The 17,735-nt window shown below is 38.5% G+C and carries 17 protein-coding genes; all 17 read left to right on the forward strand.

From position 1 onward, the window contains the following. The first annotated feature begins 3 nt into the window (after positions 1–3). Complete coding sequence (locus tag FG382_RS04970; protein WP_142537784.1) at positions 4–306, forward strand: RNA polymerase subunit sigma; 303 nt, start codon at positions 4–6, stop codon at positions 304–306. Positions 307–315: 9 nt separating this feature from the next. Then, the gene (locus FG382_RS04975) at positions 316–798 is read left to right on the forward strand and encodes a DUF6115 domain-containing protein (protein ID WP_142537785.1); all 483 of its coding nucleotides are present in this window, start codon (positions 316–318) and stop codon (positions 796–798) included. A 157-nt stretch (positions 799–955) separates the two neighbouring features. Further along, the gene (gene rpsB / locus FG382_RS04980) at positions 956–1,678 is read left to right on the forward strand and encodes a 30S ribosomal protein S2 (RefSeq protein WP_093263113.1); all 723 of its coding nucleotides are present in this window, start codon (positions 956–958) and stop codon (positions 1,676–1,678) included. Positions 1,679–1,768: 90 nt separating this feature from the next. Beyond that, a complete protein-coding gene (gene tsf, locus FG382_RS04985; RefSeq protein WP_142537786.1) occupies positions 1,769–2,653 on the forward strand; it encodes a translation elongation factor Ts in 885 nt (294 codons plus the stop codon). Positions 2,654–2,759: 106 nt separating this feature from the next. Continuing rightward, positions 2,760–3,485 (forward strand): UMP kinase, encoded by a 726-nt coding sequence (pyrH, locus tag FG382_RS04990; protein WP_142537787.1) that lies wholly within the window; start codon positions 2,760–2,762, stop codon positions 3,483–3,485. Beyond that, positions 3,485–4,042: a ribosome recycling factor gene (gene frr / locus FG382_RS04995; protein ID WP_142537788.1), complete on the forward strand. Its 558-nt coding sequence runs from the start codon at positions 3,485–3,487 to the stop codon at positions 4,040–4,042. Before pyrH ends, frr begins: the two co-directional genes overlap by 1 nt. 146 nt (positions 4,043–4,188) lie before the next feature. Further along, positions 4,189–4,983, forward strand: a complete 795-nt coding sequence (locus FG382_RS05000; RefSeq protein ID WP_142537789.1) for an undecaprenyl pyrophosphate synthase — start codon at positions 4,189–4,191, stop codon at positions 4,981–4,983. After that, positions 4,980–5,771, forward strand: a complete 792-nt coding sequence (locus FG382_RS05005) for a phosphatidate cytidylyltransferase (RefSeq protein ID WP_142537790.1) — start codon at positions 4,980–4,982, stop codon at positions 5,769–5,771. Before FG382_RS05000 ends, FG382_RS05005 begins: the two co-directional genes overlap by 4 nt. 14 nt (positions 5,772–5,785) lie before the next feature. After that, on the forward strand, positions 5,786–6,934 hold the full coding sequence (gene dxr, locus FG382_RS05010; RefSeq protein ID WP_142537791.1) for a 1-deoxy-D-xylulose-5-phosphate reductoisomerase: 1,149 nt from the start codon (positions 5,786–5,788) through the stop codon (positions 6,932–6,934). Positions 6,935–6,971: 37 nt separating this feature from the next. Continuing rightward, positions 6,972–8,231 (forward strand): RIP metalloprotease RseP, encoded by a 1,260-nt coding sequence (gene rseP, locus FG382_RS05015; RefSeq protein WP_142537792.1) that lies wholly within the window; start codon positions 6,972–6,974, stop codon positions 8,229–8,231. Positions 8,232–8,314: 83 nt separating this feature from the next. After that, positions 8,315–12,628: a PolC-type DNA polymerase III gene (locus FG382_RS05020; RefSeq protein WP_142537793.1), complete on the forward strand. Its 4,314-nt coding sequence runs from the start codon at positions 8,315–8,317 to the stop codon at positions 12,626–12,628. Between the two features lie 326 nt (positions 12,629–12,954). After that, complete coding sequence (gene rimP, locus FG382_RS05025; RefSeq protein WP_142537794.1) at positions 12,955–13,434, forward strand: ribosome maturation factor RimP; 480 nt, start codon at positions 12,955–12,957, stop codon at positions 13,432–13,434. A 22-nt stretch (positions 13,435–13,456) separates the two neighbouring features. Further along, entirely contained in the window at positions 13,457–14,587 is a 1,131-nt protein-coding gene (gene nusA, locus FG382_RS05030; RefSeq protein ID WP_142537795.1) for a transcription termination factor NusA, read from the forward strand. A gap of 25 nt (positions 14,588–14,612) precedes the next feature. Beyond that, positions 14,613–14,891, forward strand: coding sequence for an RNase P modulator RnpM (gene rnpM, locus FG382_RS05035; protein ID WP_142537796.1), 279 nt, complete (start codon positions 14,613–14,615; stop codon positions 14,889–14,891). Next, a complete protein-coding gene (locus tag FG382_RS05040; RefSeq protein WP_142537797.1) occupies positions 14,888–15,208 on the forward strand; it encodes a YlxQ family RNA-binding protein in 321 nt (106 codons plus the stop codon). The genes rnpM and FG382_RS05040 overlap by 4 nt, the downstream gene beginning before the upstream one ends. Positions 15,209–15,212: 4 nt before the next feature. Next, on the forward strand, positions 15,213–17,453 hold the full coding sequence (gene infB / locus FG382_RS05045; RefSeq protein WP_142537798.1) for a translation initiation factor IF-2: 2,241 nt from the start codon (positions 15,213–15,215) through the stop codon (positions 17,451–17,453). Further along, on the forward strand, positions 17,453–17,731 hold the full coding sequence (locus tag FG382_RS05050; protein WP_142537799.1) for a DUF503 domain-containing protein: 279 nt from the start codon (positions 17,453–17,455) through the stop codon (positions 17,729–17,731). Before infB ends, FG382_RS05050 begins: the two co-directional genes overlap by 1 nt. Positions 17,732–17,735 lie beyond the last annotated feature (4 nt).

Consider the following 17,735-nt stretch of genomic DNA (forward strand, 5'->3'; position numbering starts at 1 on the left):
CCGTTGAGTTTAAAAGGTGTAGAACTCCAAATTGCTATTCCGAAAACATTTGATGCTGGGAAAGTCGCAGAACAAATGCAACAGCAAAGTGCGGTGAACCAGGCGAATGCACAAGCTGCTTCTGAAAGACAACTGGAAAAAAATAGAGAAACGGTTTTAGAATCGAACAAGACAGCAGAAGCGGATTTAGAAAACAAAGAAAAAGAACAAGCAGAGCAAGAAAGAAAAAAACGAGAAAAAAAAGAACAAGAAATGAAAGAGGCAAAACATCCTTTTAAAGGGAATTTTGTGGATTTTAGTGGATAGGAGCAGGCAATGACGTCAATTATTCTAGTCATATTATTTTTACTTCAATTAATCAGCTTTTACTTCATTGCTTTATTACATGCAAAACTAACTAAATTCAACAACATGGAGCAAAAGCAAGAGCAAATCTTAGCCGAGATTGAAGACTCCTTCAGTGCATATATTGCCGAAATTAAAGACGAAAATGATCGTCTGTTGCGAGAATTAAATCAAACAGATCGCGTTGTGGCAGCAACAACAGAACAGGTTGAGCAAAAAGAAAGTAAAATAGAAGAAAGCCCAGTTTTTGAGGTTCCAAAAGCATTTGTATCCAAACAACTTGCCGCAAATAGCTATTTAAAAACAGCATCGGTAACAGAAAAAAAGGAACCGGTTACGATAAAAGAAAAAGTCTTTTTTTATGCTGATGAGGGAAAAAGCATCGATGAAATTGCCCAAAAGCTTCAAATTGGTAAAACAGAAGTAGAGCTTTTCTTAAAGTTTAAGCATTAAAATAGTTGAAAGTATGAAATATGTATGGTATATTACAATACGGTATGAATACACACGCAGTTCGGATGGATTTAGCAGGTGCTCTTTTATAAAATAAAAGAGTAGCTAAAGAAAAATGATGACTGCGGAAGACTAAACCAAACCAGGAGGAATTATCATGTCAGTAATCTCAATGAAACAATTACTTGAGGCTGGTGTACACTTTGGACACCAAACTCGCCGTTGGAACCCAAAAATGAAAAAATACATTTTTGTTGAGCGTAACGGAATCTACATCATCGATCTTCAAAAAACGGTGAAAAAATTAGAAGAAGCTTACGATTTCATGCGTCAAGTAGGTCAAGACGGTGGAAAAGTTCTATTCGTTGGAACTAAAAAACAAGCGCAAGAAGCTATTAAAGAAGAAGCTGAACGTTCAGGTAACTACTACATCAACCAACGTTGGTTAGGTGGTACTTTAACAAACTTCGGTACTATTCAAAAACGTGTAGCTCGTCTAAAAGCGATTGAAAAAATGGAAGAAGACGGTACATTCGATGTACTTCCTAAAAAAGAAGTAGTTCAACTTAAAAAAGAACACGAACGTCTTGTTAAATTCTTAGGCGGTATCCGTGATATGAAAGCTATTCCAGATGTAATGTTCGTAGTTGACCCACGCAAAGAGCGTATTGCTGTTGCGGAAGCTCGTAAACTGAACATTCCATTAGTAGGAATCGTTGATACAAACTGTGATCCAGATGAAATCGACTATGTAATTCCTGCAAATGACGACGCAATTCGTGCGGTTAAATTATTAACAGCTAAGATGGCGGATGCATTACTTGAAGCAAGACAAGGTGAAGACGAAGAAGTAACTCCAGCTGAAGTTGCTGCTGAGTAAGACACATGTAGTTAACAGGTGATAAGCGGCCAAACCTCTTATCACCTTTTTTTGAGAAGATGAATTTATTCGTACTAGGAGGAATTTTAAATGGCAGTTACAGCACAAATGGTAAAAGAATTGCGTGAAAAAACTGGCGCAGGTATGATGGATTGTAAAAAAGCTTTAGTACAAACAGAAGGTAATTTAGAAGCAGCAATCGACTTTTTACGTGAAAAAGGTCTTTCTTCTGCAGCTAAAAAAGCTGACCGTATTGCAGCTGAAGGTACTACTTACATCCAAATTGATGGAAACAAAGCTGTACTTTTAGAAATGAATGCAGAAACAGATTTCGTTGCAAAAAACGAAGCTTTCCAACAATTAGTACAACAAGTTGCTACACATTTATTAGCAACTGAACCAGCTTCAGTAGAGGAAGCTTTAGCTTCTACACTTGAAGAAGGTGTAACAGTAGAAAACGCTATTTCTAACGCAGTTGCAAAAATCGGAGAAAAAATTACACTTCGCCGTTTTGTAGTAGAAACTAAAACAGATGCAGATGCATTCGGTCCTTACCTACACATGGGTGGACGCATTGGTGTTTTAACTGTACTTGAAGGTTCAACTGACGAGCAAGCAGCTAAAGATGTTGCAATGCACGTTGCAGCACTTAACCCTGCACACATCTCTCGTGACGCAGTATCTGCTGATGAAGTAGAGCGTGAGCGTAAAGTATTAACTGAACAAGCATTAAACGAAGGTAAACCAGAAAATATCGTTGCGAAAATGGTAGAAGGTCGTCTTGGCAAATATTTCGAAGAAGTTTGCTTATTAGATCAATCTTTCGTTAAAAACCCTGATCAAAAAGTAGGCGTATTCGTTGAATCAACTGGTGGTAAACTAGTTTCATTCACTCGCTATGCTGTTGGTGAAGGAATCGAAAAACGTGAAGATAACTTCGCTGAAGAAGTAATGAACCAAGTAAAAGGTAACTAATTTGAATGTGGAAAATACGATAAGTATTTTCGCTAAATAGACAATACTTTTAGGGAACACGCAATTAGTGTTCCCTATTTTTCAAGAAAAGAGATGGAGGATACCTATGAGCACACCACAATACAAAAGAATCGTTTTAAAATTAAGTGGCGAAGCATTAGCTGGAGAGCAAGGTTTCGGACTATCACCTCAAATTATCAAGTCTGTAGCAGAGCAAGTAAAAGAAGTAGTAGAATTAGGCGTCGAAGTTGCTGTTGTAGTAGGTGGGGGCAATATTTGGCGTGGAAAAGTAGGAAGCGAAATGGGCATGGATCGTGCAACTGCAGATTATATGGGTATGCTTGCTACGGTTATGAATTCACTTGCACTACAAGATTCACTTGAAAAATGCGGGATTGAGACTCGTGTTCAAACTTCCATCGAAATGCGTCAAGTTGCAGAGCCGTACATACGACGACGAGCAATTCGTCATTTAGAAAAAAAGCGTGTAGTTATATTCGCAGCTGGAACAGGAAATCCATACTTCTCTACTGATACAACTGCTGCTTTACGTGCAGCAGAAATAGAAGCGGATGTTATCCTAATGGCTAAAAATAATGTGGACGGTGTATATTCTGCAGATCCAAAAACCGATACTACAGCTATTAAATACGATGAATTATCCTTTATCGAAGTAATTCAACAAGGTTTACAAGTGATGGATTCTACTGCATCTACATTATGTATGGACAATGATATCGCACTTATTGTATTCTCAGTTATGGAAAATGGAAATATTAAAAGGGCTGTACTTGGAGAAGCGATTGGTACAGTCGTTAGGAGGAATTCATAATGCCGAAACAAGTAATTGAGCAAACGAAAGATAAAATGGCTAAAACGATTCAAGTATACACGAGAGAACTTGCTTCTATCCGAGCTGGTCGTGCAAATGCATCTTTGCTTGACAAAATTTCAATTGATTATTATGGTGCACCAACCCCAATTAATCAAATGGCAGGTATTTCGACTCCAGAGGCTCGTTTGATCACGATTCAGCCTTATGATAAGTCAATTCTTGGAGAGATTGAAAAGGCAATTTTAAAGTCGGATATAGGTATTACACCTACGAATGACGGTTCAATCATTCGTCTTGCAATTCCTGCTCTTACAGAAGAACGCCGTAAAGAATTAGTAAAACAAGTGAAAAAAGAAGCAGAAGAAGCAAAAGTGAATATTCGTAATGTTCGTCGTGATGGAAACGATGATCTTAAGAAACTCGAAAAATCTGGGGACATTACAGAAGACGACTTAAGAAACTACACAGAAGAAATCCAAAAACTTACGGATTCAAATATTGATAAAATCGATGCAATTACGAAGGATAAAGAAAAAGAAATTCTAGAAGTATAAGCTAATTTAGTAATGCATCCAAATAATTGTTTGAACTTTTTGTTTGGAAAAGGCGTCCTTTAGAGTAGGGACGCCTTTTTATATTGCGTTATATTTGATATGATAGGTCATATATGTTCCTAGTTAGTAAGGTGGGGGTTTTTTGAATGTTAAATAAACTTATCCGTAAAAGTGAAAAATCGATAAGTATTCCGTTAGGAAAACGAAAAGAAAATGCCCAACAAGAACAATTGCCGGGCCATATTGCAATTATTATGGACGGAAATGGTAGATGGGCTAAAAAGCGAGCACTACCCCGCATAGCTGGTCATCACGAGGGCATGAAGACTGTAAAGAAAATAACTAGGTTTGCCAATGAAGTTGGTATAAAAGTGTTAACTTTATACGCTTTTTCTACTGAAAATTGGAAAAGGCCTAAAATGGAAGTGGAGTTTTTGATGCGCTTGCCCGAGGAATTTTTAGGCACGTATTTACCGGAGTTAATTGAGCAAAATGTACAAGTACAAATGATGGGTAATATAGAATCATTGCCTGAGCATACGAAAAGAGCTGTACAAAAAGCAATAGACCAAACAGCCACTAACGATGGGTTAATATTAAACTTTGCCTTGAATTATGGAAGCAGAGATGAAATTGTTCAAGCAGTCAGTAAAATTGCTCGTGATGTACAAGAAGGTAATGTTGCGTTAGAAGAGATTTCAGAGGCGTTATTAAGCAATCACTTAATGACAAAGAATTTAAGTGAACCAGATTTGCTTATTCGTACGAGCGGAGAAGTGCGCTTAAGTAATTTTATGCTCTGGCAGCTTGCTTACACGGAATTTTGGTTTACAGACACTTTATGGCCGGATTTTGATGAATCGTGTTTAATGGATGCGATTGAAAATTATCAAAAACGAAATAGGAGATATGGTGGATTGAAGGAGGGAGAAGGGAATTGAAGGTACGTATAATTACGGGTGTTATTGCAGCAGCACTTTTTCTTCCTATTGTTTGGTTAGGTGGATCTATTTTTACTGCACTTATATATATTTTGGCTGCAATAGGCGTGTATGAGTTGTTACGAATGAAAGAGTTACCAATATTTTCATTTGCGGGGGCTATTTCTTTGCTCCTTTTATTTGTGCTTTTATTGCCATCGTCTATTGCGGATGATGTGTTTGCTATGACGGGGCATTCCAAAATCGAATGGGTTTTTGTCGTTGTTTTTCTGCTCCTAATCTATACAGTACTCGTGAAAAATCGATTTACGTTCGATGATGCGGCATTTATGTTATTAGGAACTTTATACGTAGGAATTGGATTTTACTATTTTATAGAGACAAGAGATGCCGGATTAGCATATTTAATATTTGCGCTTATTGTAGTTTGGGCAACAGATTCTGGTGCCTATTTTACAGGTAGAAAACTTGGAAAGCGTAAATTATGGCCAGAGATCTCACCAAATAAAACGATAGAAGGGTTTATCGGCGGTATTATATGGGCAATAATAGCAGCATTTATCATGCACTTTATAAGCCCGCTTACGGATTCTTATCTTATATTAATTGGAATTACGATTGCTGCATCTATTTTTGGGCAGCTAGGTGATTTAGTAGAGTCAGCGATCAAAAGGCATTATAATGTAAAAGATTCTGGTAAGATTTTACCTGGACATGGCGGTATTTTAGACCGTTTTGATAGTCTATTATTCGTCTTACCATTACTACACTTTTTACATTTCATCTAAGGAGACATAATTTCATGCGAAAAAGAATAAGTTTATTAGGGGCTACCGGTTCAATAGGTATTCAAACATTAGATATTATAAGAGAGCATTCGGAGCAGTTTCAGCTGGTTGCATTTTCAGTCGGAAAAAATATCGCAGAGACAAGAAAAATCTTGCGTGAATTTCCTGTGCAATTAGTATCTGTTATAAATGAAGAAGATGCGAGTCAATTACAAAGCGAATTTTCTCACGTAGAATTCGTGTACGGAGACGCAGGATTAGTACAAGTTGCTGCGCATACAAATGCCGATGTGTTAGTGAATGCTGTCCTTGGAAGTGTTGGGTTGAATCCGACACTGGAAGCTATCAAAAAAGGAATAACGATTGCAATTGCGAACAAAGAAACACTGGTAACAGCTGGTCATCTCGTGATGCAAGCCGCAAAAGAATATAATGTTCCTATTTTACCTGTAGATAGTGAACATTCTGCTCTTTTTCAAGCAATGAACGGAGAAAAAAGATCAGAGATTGCCAAGTTAATCATTACGGCCTCTGGGGGAAGCTTTCGAGACCGGACAAGAGAAGAGCTAAAAAATGTGACGGTAAAAGATGCGTTAAATCATCCTAACTGGTCAATGGGCTCTAAAATTACGATAGATTCAGCTACGATGATGAATAAAGGATTAGAAGTCATCGAAGCGCGTGTTCTATTTGATATTTCTTATGATGATATAGAAGTATTGTTACATAGAGAAAGTATTATTCACTCCATGGTTGAATTTGAAGATACGAGTGTGATCGCTCAGCTAGGAACTCCTGATATGAGAGTGCCAATTCAATATGCCCTTTCTTACCCAGATAGATTGCCGCGTCCGCATGCAAAGCGATTGAATTTAGCGGAAATAGGTAAGCTACATTTTGAAGAAATGGATTATAATCGTTATTATGCATTAAAGCTTGCAATTGACGCAGGGCGAGCAGGCGGAACGATGACAACTGTTTTAAATGCGGCAAATGAAGCAGCGGTAGCTTTATTTTTACAGGAGAAGATTGGCTTTTTAACGATTGATGAGCTAATAGAGCGAGCAATGGATGCACATGTGAACATTTCAAGTCCAGATTTAGAAACTATCTTACATGTAGATGCCCAAACGAGAAAAACCGTACGAAACATGTTAAAATAATGCATGAAATGCTGGAACACAATGAAGGTGGGATATAATGGAGACAGCCATTGCGTTTATAATAATTTTTGGTAGTATTGTATTTTTTCATGAGCTAGGGCATTTTATTTTTGCGAAAAAAGCAGGAATAATGGTGCGTGAGTTTGCGATTGGAATGGGTCCGAAGATTTTTGCTATGACAAAAGGTGAAACACTTTATACGCTTCGTCTATTACCGATAGGTGGGTATGTTCGGATGGCAGGAGAAGATTTGGATTCTGTCGAACTTCAACCCGGATATAGATTAGGGATTCGAGTAAATAATGACAATGAAATCGACCAAATCGTTCTAAATCAAAATAAACAATTTCCGGACATGCTTTTTTTAGAGGTAGAGAAGTCGGATTTGATGAAGGAAATGTTCATCGAAGGGTACGATGAAGAGGAACGATTAGTTAGATATAAAGTAGCTAGAAATGCTGTGATCAATGAGAATGGGAAAGAAACGTTTATTGCTCCATATGATCGACAATTTGGATCCAAAACAGTAGGACAAAGATCAATGGCTATTTTTGCAGGTCCGCTCTTTAACTTTATATTGGCGTTTTTCATTTTTTTATTGCTCGGTTTGTTTCAAGGGGTTCCGACATACGAACCCGTTATCACTACAGTAGTAGCAGATAGCCCAGCAGCACAGGCAGGGATGAAAGACGGGGATCTAGTAACAGCAATTAACGGAAATCCTATTAGTACATGGGATGAGTTCTCAGAAGAAGTAAAGGTTAGTCCTAATGAAAATATGAACTTTACGATTGATCGAAATGGCAAAACATTAGAATTGTCTATGACTCCAAATGAAGTCGTGGTGGGCAAAGAAAAAGTTGGTCAAATTGGAGTTCAATATGTGAGCCCAGTTGAAAAAAATCCATTGAAAGCTATACCATATGGAGCGGAGCAAACATATGAAACGACCAAACGAATATTTATTTTATTAGGCACATTAATTTCAGGTAACTTCTCAATCGATGATTTATCAGGTCCTGTTGGAATATATAAAGCAACAGAGGAAGTTGCGCAATATGGCGTGTTTAATTTAATGTACTGGGCAGCGCTACTAAGTATTAACTTAGGAATCATGAACTTATTGCCACTCCCTGCATTAGATGGTGGTCGATTATTATTTTTCCTCTTTGAAGCAATTCGAGGAAAACCAGTCGATAAACAAAAAGAAGGAATGGTTCACTTTGTGGGAATCATGCTTTTAATGGTATTAATGGTCGTCGTCACGTGGAATGATATACAAAGGTTTTTCTTCTAAAGAAGAACTGGAAGAAGGGAAAGTTCTGATCCATGAACTTTCCTTTCTTTTTCTGTTATAGGTTAGTGAAGGAGGGAATCACTATGCAAGATGGTAAAATGAGAATGCACTTATTGCTGCAACAGCTCGAATTAACAGAGGATTCTTTCGTCAAATATTTTGAACATGCATCCATTAATAGATTTACAGTGCATAAAAAAATAAGAAAGTGGCAATTCCAAATTCAATTACCAACTATTTTGCCAATTAATATATACACTATTTTACAAACTCGCTTGCAAGAAAAGTTTGCAGGCATAGCGAATGTTATTTTAACGATTTCGAGTGATCATACAGACGTGACCGATGAATTAGTAAAACAATATTGGACAAGCGTACTAAAAGAATTAAGTGACATGTCACCGCCACTAAAAGATTGTCTAGAAAAGCAAGAGCCAGTGTGGAATGGCCAAATGATTCAACTAACATGTGGGAATGATTTAGAGTTACGTACATTCAAAAAGAAATATATAGAGATGATCAGTTCTATTTACGAGAGTTTTGGGTTTCCGAAAGTAGGGATTGATTTTCGGGTAGTAGAAAACACGGAAGCGGTAGCTGAAGCACAGATGGCATTTTTGGAGCAGCGACGAATAGAAGAAGAGGCGCTCGGGAAAAAAGCATTGTTAGACTTGCAAAACCGAGAACAAAATCGTCAAGAAGCTGGAGACAACGTTGCAGATGGACCTTTCCAGCTAGGTGTTCCGCTGAAGAAAGAAGAACCAATTTTAGAAATACGAACGATTCAAGACGAAGAGAGAAGAGTAACGATCGAAGGTTTTGTATTTGACGTTGAAGTAAAAGAGTTGCGAAGTGGACGCTCGCTTCTAACAGCAAAAGTAACGGACTATACAGATTCGATTCTTGTAAAGATGTTCTCGCGTGATAAAGAAGATGCACAGATGATGTCTCGCCTTCAAAAAGGAATGTGGATAAAAGTAAGAGGATCTGTACAAAATGACACATTCGTTCGAGATCTAATTATAATGGCTCAAGATATGTCAGAGATAAATCCTGTAGTGCGACACGATACGGCAACTGAAAAACGAGTAGAGTTACATATGCACTCCCCGATGAGTGCAATGGATGCAGTGTCCTCTGTTTCTTCTATCGTGTCCCAAGCAGCAAAATGGGGACATAAGGCGATTGCTATTACCGACCATGCAAACGTTCAATCGTTTCCGGAAGCATATGCAGCCGGTAAAAAGAATGGCATCAAAATTTTATATGGACTAGAAGCCAATCTAGTGCATGACGGTGTTCCGATTGCTTATGATGAACAACATACCCGACTCGAAGATGCCACGTATATTGTTTTTGACGTAGAGACGACTGGTTTATCGGCAACATACGATAAAATAATCGAGCTTGCTGCAGTCAAAATGAAAAACGGAAATATCATTGATAAATTTGAACGCTTTGCAAATCCGCATCATGCTCTTTCCGCTACAACTATTGAGTTAACCGGAATAACGGATGAGATGGTTCAAAATGCGCCGGAGATTGAAGATGTTATTAAAGATTTTTATGAATTCATTGGTGACGGAATTATTGTTGCTCATAACGCCTCATTTGATATGGGCTTTTTATATGAGGGCTATCGTCGTTGCGGCATTGATCATTTCACACATCCTGTTATTGATACGTTGGAGCTGGCAAGATTTTTACATCCGGAGCTTAAAACTCATCGACTCGGTTCTCTGGCGAAGAAATTTAACATTGAGTTAACACAAGCCCACCGAGCTATATTTGACTGTGAAGCAACGGGTTATTTACTCCTTCATTTATTGAAGGAAGCAGAAGAAAAAGATATCGAATATCATGATGATTTCAACAAGCATATTGGACAAGGGGATTCCTATAAAAGAGCAAGACCGTCTCATTGTACGATTTTAGCAGTGAATGACGAAGGACTTAAAAACTTATTTAAATTAGTTTCGCTTTCGCATACGACGACATTTTATCGTGTACCAAGAATTAAACGATCCGTATTACAAAAGCATCGAGGAGGATTAATCATTGGCTCGGGCTGTGATAAAGGAGAAGTTTTTGAGGGGCTCATGCAAAAACCGTTGGAGCAAGTGGAGGAAATTGCAAAGTTCTATGACTACTTAGAAATACATCCAAAAGAAGTGTATAGTCACTTATTAGAACTTGAGCTCGTGCGTGATGAATGGAATTTGGAAGATATTATCCGTAAGATGATTAAACTAGGTAAAAAGCTAAACCTCCCAGTAGTAGCAACGGGTAATGTTCATTACTTGCATGAAAATGACGCGATTTTCAGAAAGATTTTAATAAACTCTCAAGGCGGGGCGAATCCATTGAATCGTCATAAGCTGCCTAAAGTGCATTTTCGTACGACAAATGAAATGCTAGATGCATTTTCATTCCTTGGAGATGAATTGGCGAAAGAAATTGTCATTACGAACCCAAATAAGATTGCAGATTCGATTGAAGAGATTAAACCGATTAAAGATGATTTATATACTCCGAAAATTGAAGGAGCAGATGATGAGGTTAGATCATTAACTTATTCCAAAGCTAAAGAGATTTATGGAGAAGAATTACCTGAGATCGTAGAGGCTCGTATAGAGAAGGAACTAACTTCGATTATTGGACATGGATTTGCGGTTATTTATTTAATTTCACATAAACTGGTGAAAAAATCACTTGATGATGGATACTTGGTTGGTTCTCGTGGATCGGTTGGATCTTCATTGGTCGCTACATTGACTGAAATTACGGAAGTAAATCCGTTACCACCGCATTATGTTTGTCCGAAATGTCAGCATTCGGAGTTTTTCCAAGATGGTTCCGTCGGTTCTGGGTTTGACTTGCCGAATAAGTCTTGTGAAAAATGTGATACACCGTATGTTAAAGATGGTCAGGATATTCCGTTCGAAACATTCCTTGGATTTAAAGGAGATAAAGTTCCAGATATCGATTTGAATTTCAGCGGTGAGTATCAACCAGTAGCTCATAACTACACGAAAGAGCTTTTCGGAGAAGATTATGTCTTCCGGGCAGGTACAATCGGAACAGTTGCGGAAAAAACGGCTTACGGATATGTTCGAGGGTATATGAATGACAATAATTTAACGATGCGAGGAGCAGAAATCGATCGGTTAGTGCAAGGCTGTACTGGAGTGAAGCGAACGACTGGTCAGCATCCAGGGGGAATTATTGTAGTTCCCGATTATATGGATATTTTTGATTTCTCACCAATTCAATTCCCAGCAGATGCGCAAGATTCTGAATGGAAAACAACCCATTTCGACTTCCACTCTATCCATGATAATTTATTGAAGCTCGATATTCTAGGGCACGATGATCCAACGGTTATTCGGATGCTTCAAGATTTATCTGGAATTGATCCGAAAACGATTCCTACGGATGATCCAGAAGTGATGAAAATATTTAGCGGAACTGAATCATTAGGTGTAACTGAAGAGCAAATAGATTGTAAAACTGGCACACTAGGTATTCCGGAGTTCGGTACACGATTCGTTCGGCAAATGTTAGAAGAGACGAAACCATCGACGTTCTCAGAACTTGTCCAAATATCGGGCCTTTCTCATGGAACCGATGTATGGCTTGGAAATGCACAGGAACTTATCCAAGATGGAACATGTCAATTATCCGATGTAATTGGTTGTCGGGATGACATTATGGTTTATTTGATCTATCAAGGTCTGGAACCTTCGTTAGCATTTAAAATAATGGAATCGGTTCGAAAAGGGAAAGGGTTAACACCAGAGTTCGAATCGGAAATGAAAGCAAAAGGTGTAGCTAATTGGTATATTGAATCCTGTAAAAAGATCAAGTATATGTTCCCGAAAGCCCATGCCGCTGCTTATGTATTAATGGCAGTTCGTATCGCATATTTTAAAGTACATTTTCCGATACTATATTATGCAGCGTACTTTACGGTTCGAGCTTCTGATTTCGACTTAATCTCCATGGTGAATGGATCGCAAACAATGCGAGCAAAATTAGATGAAATCAACGCTAAAGGACTCGATGCCGCTCCAAAAGAAAAAAGTTTACTTACTGTACTTGAAATTGCACTGGAAATGTCGGAGCGCGGCATTAAAATGCAAAAAGTAGATTTATACAAATCTAAAGCAGCAGAGTTTACAATTGAAGGAAACACGCTTATTCCACCTTTTAATGCGATTCCTGGTCTTGGAACAAACGTTGCGATCCAAATCACCAAAGCAAGACTAGATGGTGAATTTTTGTCGAAAGAGGACTTGCAGCAAAGAGGGCGAGTTTCTAAAACGATTATTGAATATATGGATTTAATGGGCTGTTTAGAAGGTCTTCCAGAAGCTAATCAGTTATCGTTGTTTTGAGTCAATAACATAAGCTTAGCTACTCCTGCGCAAAGGTCGTCACAAACCAAATCGCTTGTGGTGGCTTAGGAGCTGCCTCCTGGGCCCGCACGATGCGGGTCATGTCTGCTTTGCCACAGGATGTGGCGCACTTTGCAGACCTACCACATCTCCATTTGCCCGTCGGAGCAGACGTAGGTGCTTGCGCATTTCTTCACAATTTGCATGAAAGCAGGATGTATGGTAATATAAAACTACCAATGTTTCATAGTTCTGTGACGAAAGAGTGGGATTTCCCGCTCTTTTCTGTTGTTATATAGAAAATCATTGTGGTGTAGGAGGCTTATATGAGTAATATTACCAGTGAAATTGAGAACCTTGTAACGCCTATTTTACAAGAGTTGAACCTAGAGCTTATTGACATTGAATATGTAAAAGAAGGTCGCGATTGGTTTTTACGAATCTATATAGATACACCGACTGGTGGTATAGATATTGAACAATGTGCTCAAGTTAGTGAAAAACTAAGTGAAACATTAGATGTTGTCGACCCGATTAAGGAAAACTATTTCTTAGAAGTTTCTTCACCAGGAGCAGAGAGACCGCTTAAAAAAGACGCTGATTTTATCGCGGCAGTCGGAAAATATGTTTTCATTAAAACGTATGAACCTATAAATGGTGCAAAGGAATTTGAAGGGACATTACTTTCCTTTTCAGTAGAAGAAGGCGCATTAATAGAGGTTCGTGTGAAAACTAGAAGAGTAAAAATTCAAATTGATAAAGAGAAAATTGCGCTTGCTCGTTTAGCAATCGATTTCTCTGCATAATGTATATTGAGGAGTGATAGCTATGAGTAGTGATCTATTAGATGCGTTAACAGCGCTCGAAAAACAAAAAGGAATTGCAAGAGATGTGCTGATTGAAGCAATCGAAGCAGCATTAGTAACTGCGTATAAACGAAACTTTAACCAAGCGCAAAATGTGCGTGTAGATATTAATTTGGCAGTGGGAACGATGCTTGTTTATTCTCGTAAAGATGTAGTGGAAGAAGTAACAGATGATCGCTTACAAATTTCACTAGAGGACGCAAGAGCGATCAATCCACATTATACTATTGGGGATGTCGTGGAAGAAGAAGTGACTCCTCGTAATTTTGGTCGTATTGCCGCTCAAACTGCGAAACAAGTTGTAACACAACGTGTACGCGAAGCGGAACGAGGGCTTATTTACGAAGAATATGTAGATCGTGAAGACGATATTGTCAATGGGATCGTTGAGCGTTTAGATGCACGTAATATTTACGTTGGTTTAGGTAAAGTAGAAGCAGTGCTTCCTGCAAATGAACAAATTCAAACGGAAACGTATCGTCCACATGATCGTATTAAAGTGTATATTACGAAAGTGGAACGAACTTCTAGAGGACCTCAAGTGTTTGTTTCAAGAACACACCCGGGCTTCCTTCGCCGCTTGTTTGAAATGGAAGTTCCAGAAATCTTCGAAGGTATCGTTGAGATCAAATCGATTGCACGTGAAGCAGGAGATCGCTCTAAAATATCCGTTTATGCGCATAACGAAGAAATCGATCCAGTAGGTTCTTGTGTTGGGGCAAAAGGTGCTCGAGTACAAACGATTGTAAATGAGTTAAGTGGAGAAAAAATCGACATTGTAGAATGGTCAGAAGATCCAGTAGTTTTCGTTGCTAATGCACTTAGTCCTTCCAAAGTATTGGATGTACAAGTGAACGAAGAAGAGAAATCTACTACAGTCGTTGTTCCAGATTATCAACTTTCTCTTGCAATTGGAAAAAGAGGCCAAAATGCTAGACTTGCAGCCAAATTAACAGGCTGGAAAATTGATATTAAAAGCGAAACAGATGCAAGAGAATTAGGGATTTATCCGAATGAAAACTCTCCCGAAGTTGTTTTAGAAAGCTTCGATGATGAGATGGATGACTTCGATTTTTATAAAGACGAAGAGTAAGAATAAGCAAGGATGGTGAGCTTGTATGGCGATTCAAAAGAAAATACCATTACGTAAATGTGTTGCTACTGGTGAAATGTTCCCGAAAAAGGAAATGATTCGCATCGTTCGTTCAAAAGAAGGCGAAGTTACGGTCGATTTGACTGGAAAAAAATCAGGTCGTGGCGCATACGTATCTAAAACGATCGAAGCGGTAAACCAAGCGAAAAAGAAAAATTCGCTAGCCAATCATTTAGAAGCTACAATTCCAAATGAAATATATGATGAATTGATCGTGATCATTGAAAGAGAAAAACTAAAATGACGATAGAGCAGCAGATTACCCAACTACTTGGACTTGCAACTCGCGCAAGAAAAACGATATCTGGTGAAGAGTTAGTCGTCAAAGAAATTAGAAGCAAAAAAGCTAAACTTGTCATTTTAGCATCTGATGCTTCTGGCAATACAGCGAAAAAATTGAATGATAAATGTGCATCTTTTAACGTTGAGCTGCATGTCTTTGGAGACCGGCACGATCTCGGACATGCGACGGGAAAAGAGGCCAGGGTGGCAATAGCCATTATGGATGACGGTTTCGCTAAAAAACTGTCCGGCCTTCTCAACGAATATAACCGGGGGTGAGCGAATGACTAAAATCAGAGTTCATGAATACGCGAAACAAATAGATAAATCGAGTAAAGAAGTTATAGAGCAACTAGGAAAGCTTAATATTCAAGTGAAGAATCATATGGCTATGCTTGAAGGAGATGCTGTCCAAAAACTAGACGGTATTTATAAAAAGTCTACAGCTAAACCTAGCAAACCAGCTCAAAATCAATCACAAGCAAAACCAGCTGGCCAATCACAATCAAGACCAGCAAACCAAAACCAATCAAGACCGGCAAACCAAGGAGCAGCAAGACCATCTCAAGGGAATGCTAGTCAAGGCTCAAACAACCAATCAAAAGATAAAAAACCTTTTAATAACAATAATCGCCCAGGCGGGAATAACCGACCAGGCGGCCAAAATAGACCGGGTGGACAAAACAGACCAGGCCAAAAATTCCAAAAAAGAAGAAAAGGCCCAACAACGCCTGTTCAACCACCAGTTCCAAGGAAAGAAAGAGAACTTCCTGAAAAAATTACATTTACTGAGTCATTAACAGTAATGGAGTTAGCGAAAAAACTTGGTCGTGAACCAGCTGAAATTATTAAAAAATTATTTTTACTTGGTGTAATGGCAACCATTAACCAAGAATTGGATAAGGATGCAATTGAGTTAATTTGTGCAGACTACGGGGTAGAAGTAGAAGAAGAAATTAAAATCGATATTACTGATTTAGAAGTACACTTCGAAAATTCTGAAGAAGACACAGCAAACTTATCAGAACGTCCACCAGTTGTAACTATTATGGGACATGTTGACCACGGGAAAACAACTTTACTAGACTCCATCCGTCATACGAAAGTTACGGCTGGTGAAGCAGGTGGTATTACACAACATATCGGTGCCTACCAAGTAGTAGAAAACGGCAAAAAAATTACATTCCTAGATACACCAGGACATGCTGCGTTTACAACAATGCGTGCACGTGGAGCAAAAATAACGGATATTACGATTCTTGTAGTTGCAGCTGATGATGGGGTTATGCCACAAACAGTTGAAGCGATCAATCACGCCAAAGCTGCGGAAGTACCAATTATCGTTGCAGTAAACAAAATGGATAAACCAGCTGCAAACCCAGACCGTGTAATGCAAGAGCTAACTGAACATGGTTTAGTTCCTGAAGCATGGGGCGGGGAAACGATTTTCGTTCCGATTTCTGCTTTAAAAGGCGAAGGAATTGATAATCTACTGGAAATGGTATTATTAGTATCTGAAGTTGGAGAACTAACTGCAAATCCAAAACGTCTTGCAATAGGTTCAGTTATTGAAGCTCAACTTGATAAAGGTAGAGGGTCAGTTGCAACACTATTAGTACAAGATGGAACACTTAATGTTGGAGATCCGATTGTTGTAGGTCATGCATATGGGCGTGTACGTGCAATGGTAAATGATTTAGGACGTCGTGTTAAATCAGCAGGTCCATCTACACCGGTAGAAATTACGGGGTTAAATGAAGTACCACAAGCAGGAGACCGTTTTGTCGTGTTTGAAGACGAGAAAACTGCTCGACAAGTTGGGGAAACACGTGCTTCTCATGCGCAAGTTAACCAACGCTCTGAAAAAGCTCGTGTGACATTAGACAATTTATTTGATCAAATGAAACAAGGGGAAATGAAAGAGCTTAACTTAATCGTAAAAGCAGACGTACAAGGTACAGTGGAAGCAATGGCTGCTTCTCTTATGAAAATTGAAGTAGAAGGTGTAAATGTTCGAATCATTCACACTGGTGCAGGAGCTATTACTGAATCAGATATTACGCTTGCAGCTGCTTCTAACGCAATCGTCATCGGATTCAATGTACGTCCAGATACAAATGCTAAACGTGCAGCAGACCAAGAAGGTGTAGATATTCGTTTACACCGCGTTATTTATAAAGTAATCGAAGAAATTGAATTTGCGATGAAAGGATTACTTGATCCTGAATTCCAAGAGAAAATTATTGGTCAAGCAGAAGTTCGTGAAACATTTAAAGTATCGAAAGTTGGAACGATTGCTGGTTCTTATGTAATTGACGGTAAAATTACAAGAGATAGCGGTGTTCGTATTATCCGTGACTCTATCGTTATTTTTGAAGGGGAATTAGATACATTAAAACGTTTCAAGGACGATGCAAAAGAAGTGGCTAAAGGATACGAATGTGGTATTACGATTAAAAACTTCAATGATATAAAAGAAGGCGACATTATCGAAGCATACGTTATGGAAGAGATTAAACGATAATGATTGTATATGCAGAGTGTGATTTTCTCATTCCTACTGCACATTCCTTGAAAGAAAAAAGAGCAGTTCTTCAACGAACGCTCTCTCGCACGAAACAAAAGTTCAATGTTTCTATTTCGGAAATTGATCATCAAGATGTATGGCAACGGACGACTATTGGGATTGTATGTGTGGCGTCTGGGAAGGATGCTGCAAAGCGGGAGCTTACACATGCGATCAACCATTTAGAATCTTTTCCGGAATGGGAATGCATTGATATAAGACAAGAACATTTATGATAGA

Origin of the sequence: Psychrobacillus lasiicapitis, from assembly GCF_006861795.1 — a bacterium.
GTDB classification, from domain to species: domain Bacteria; phylum Bacillota; class Bacilli; order Bacillales_A; family Planococcaceae; genus Psychrobacillus; species Psychrobacillus lasiicapitis.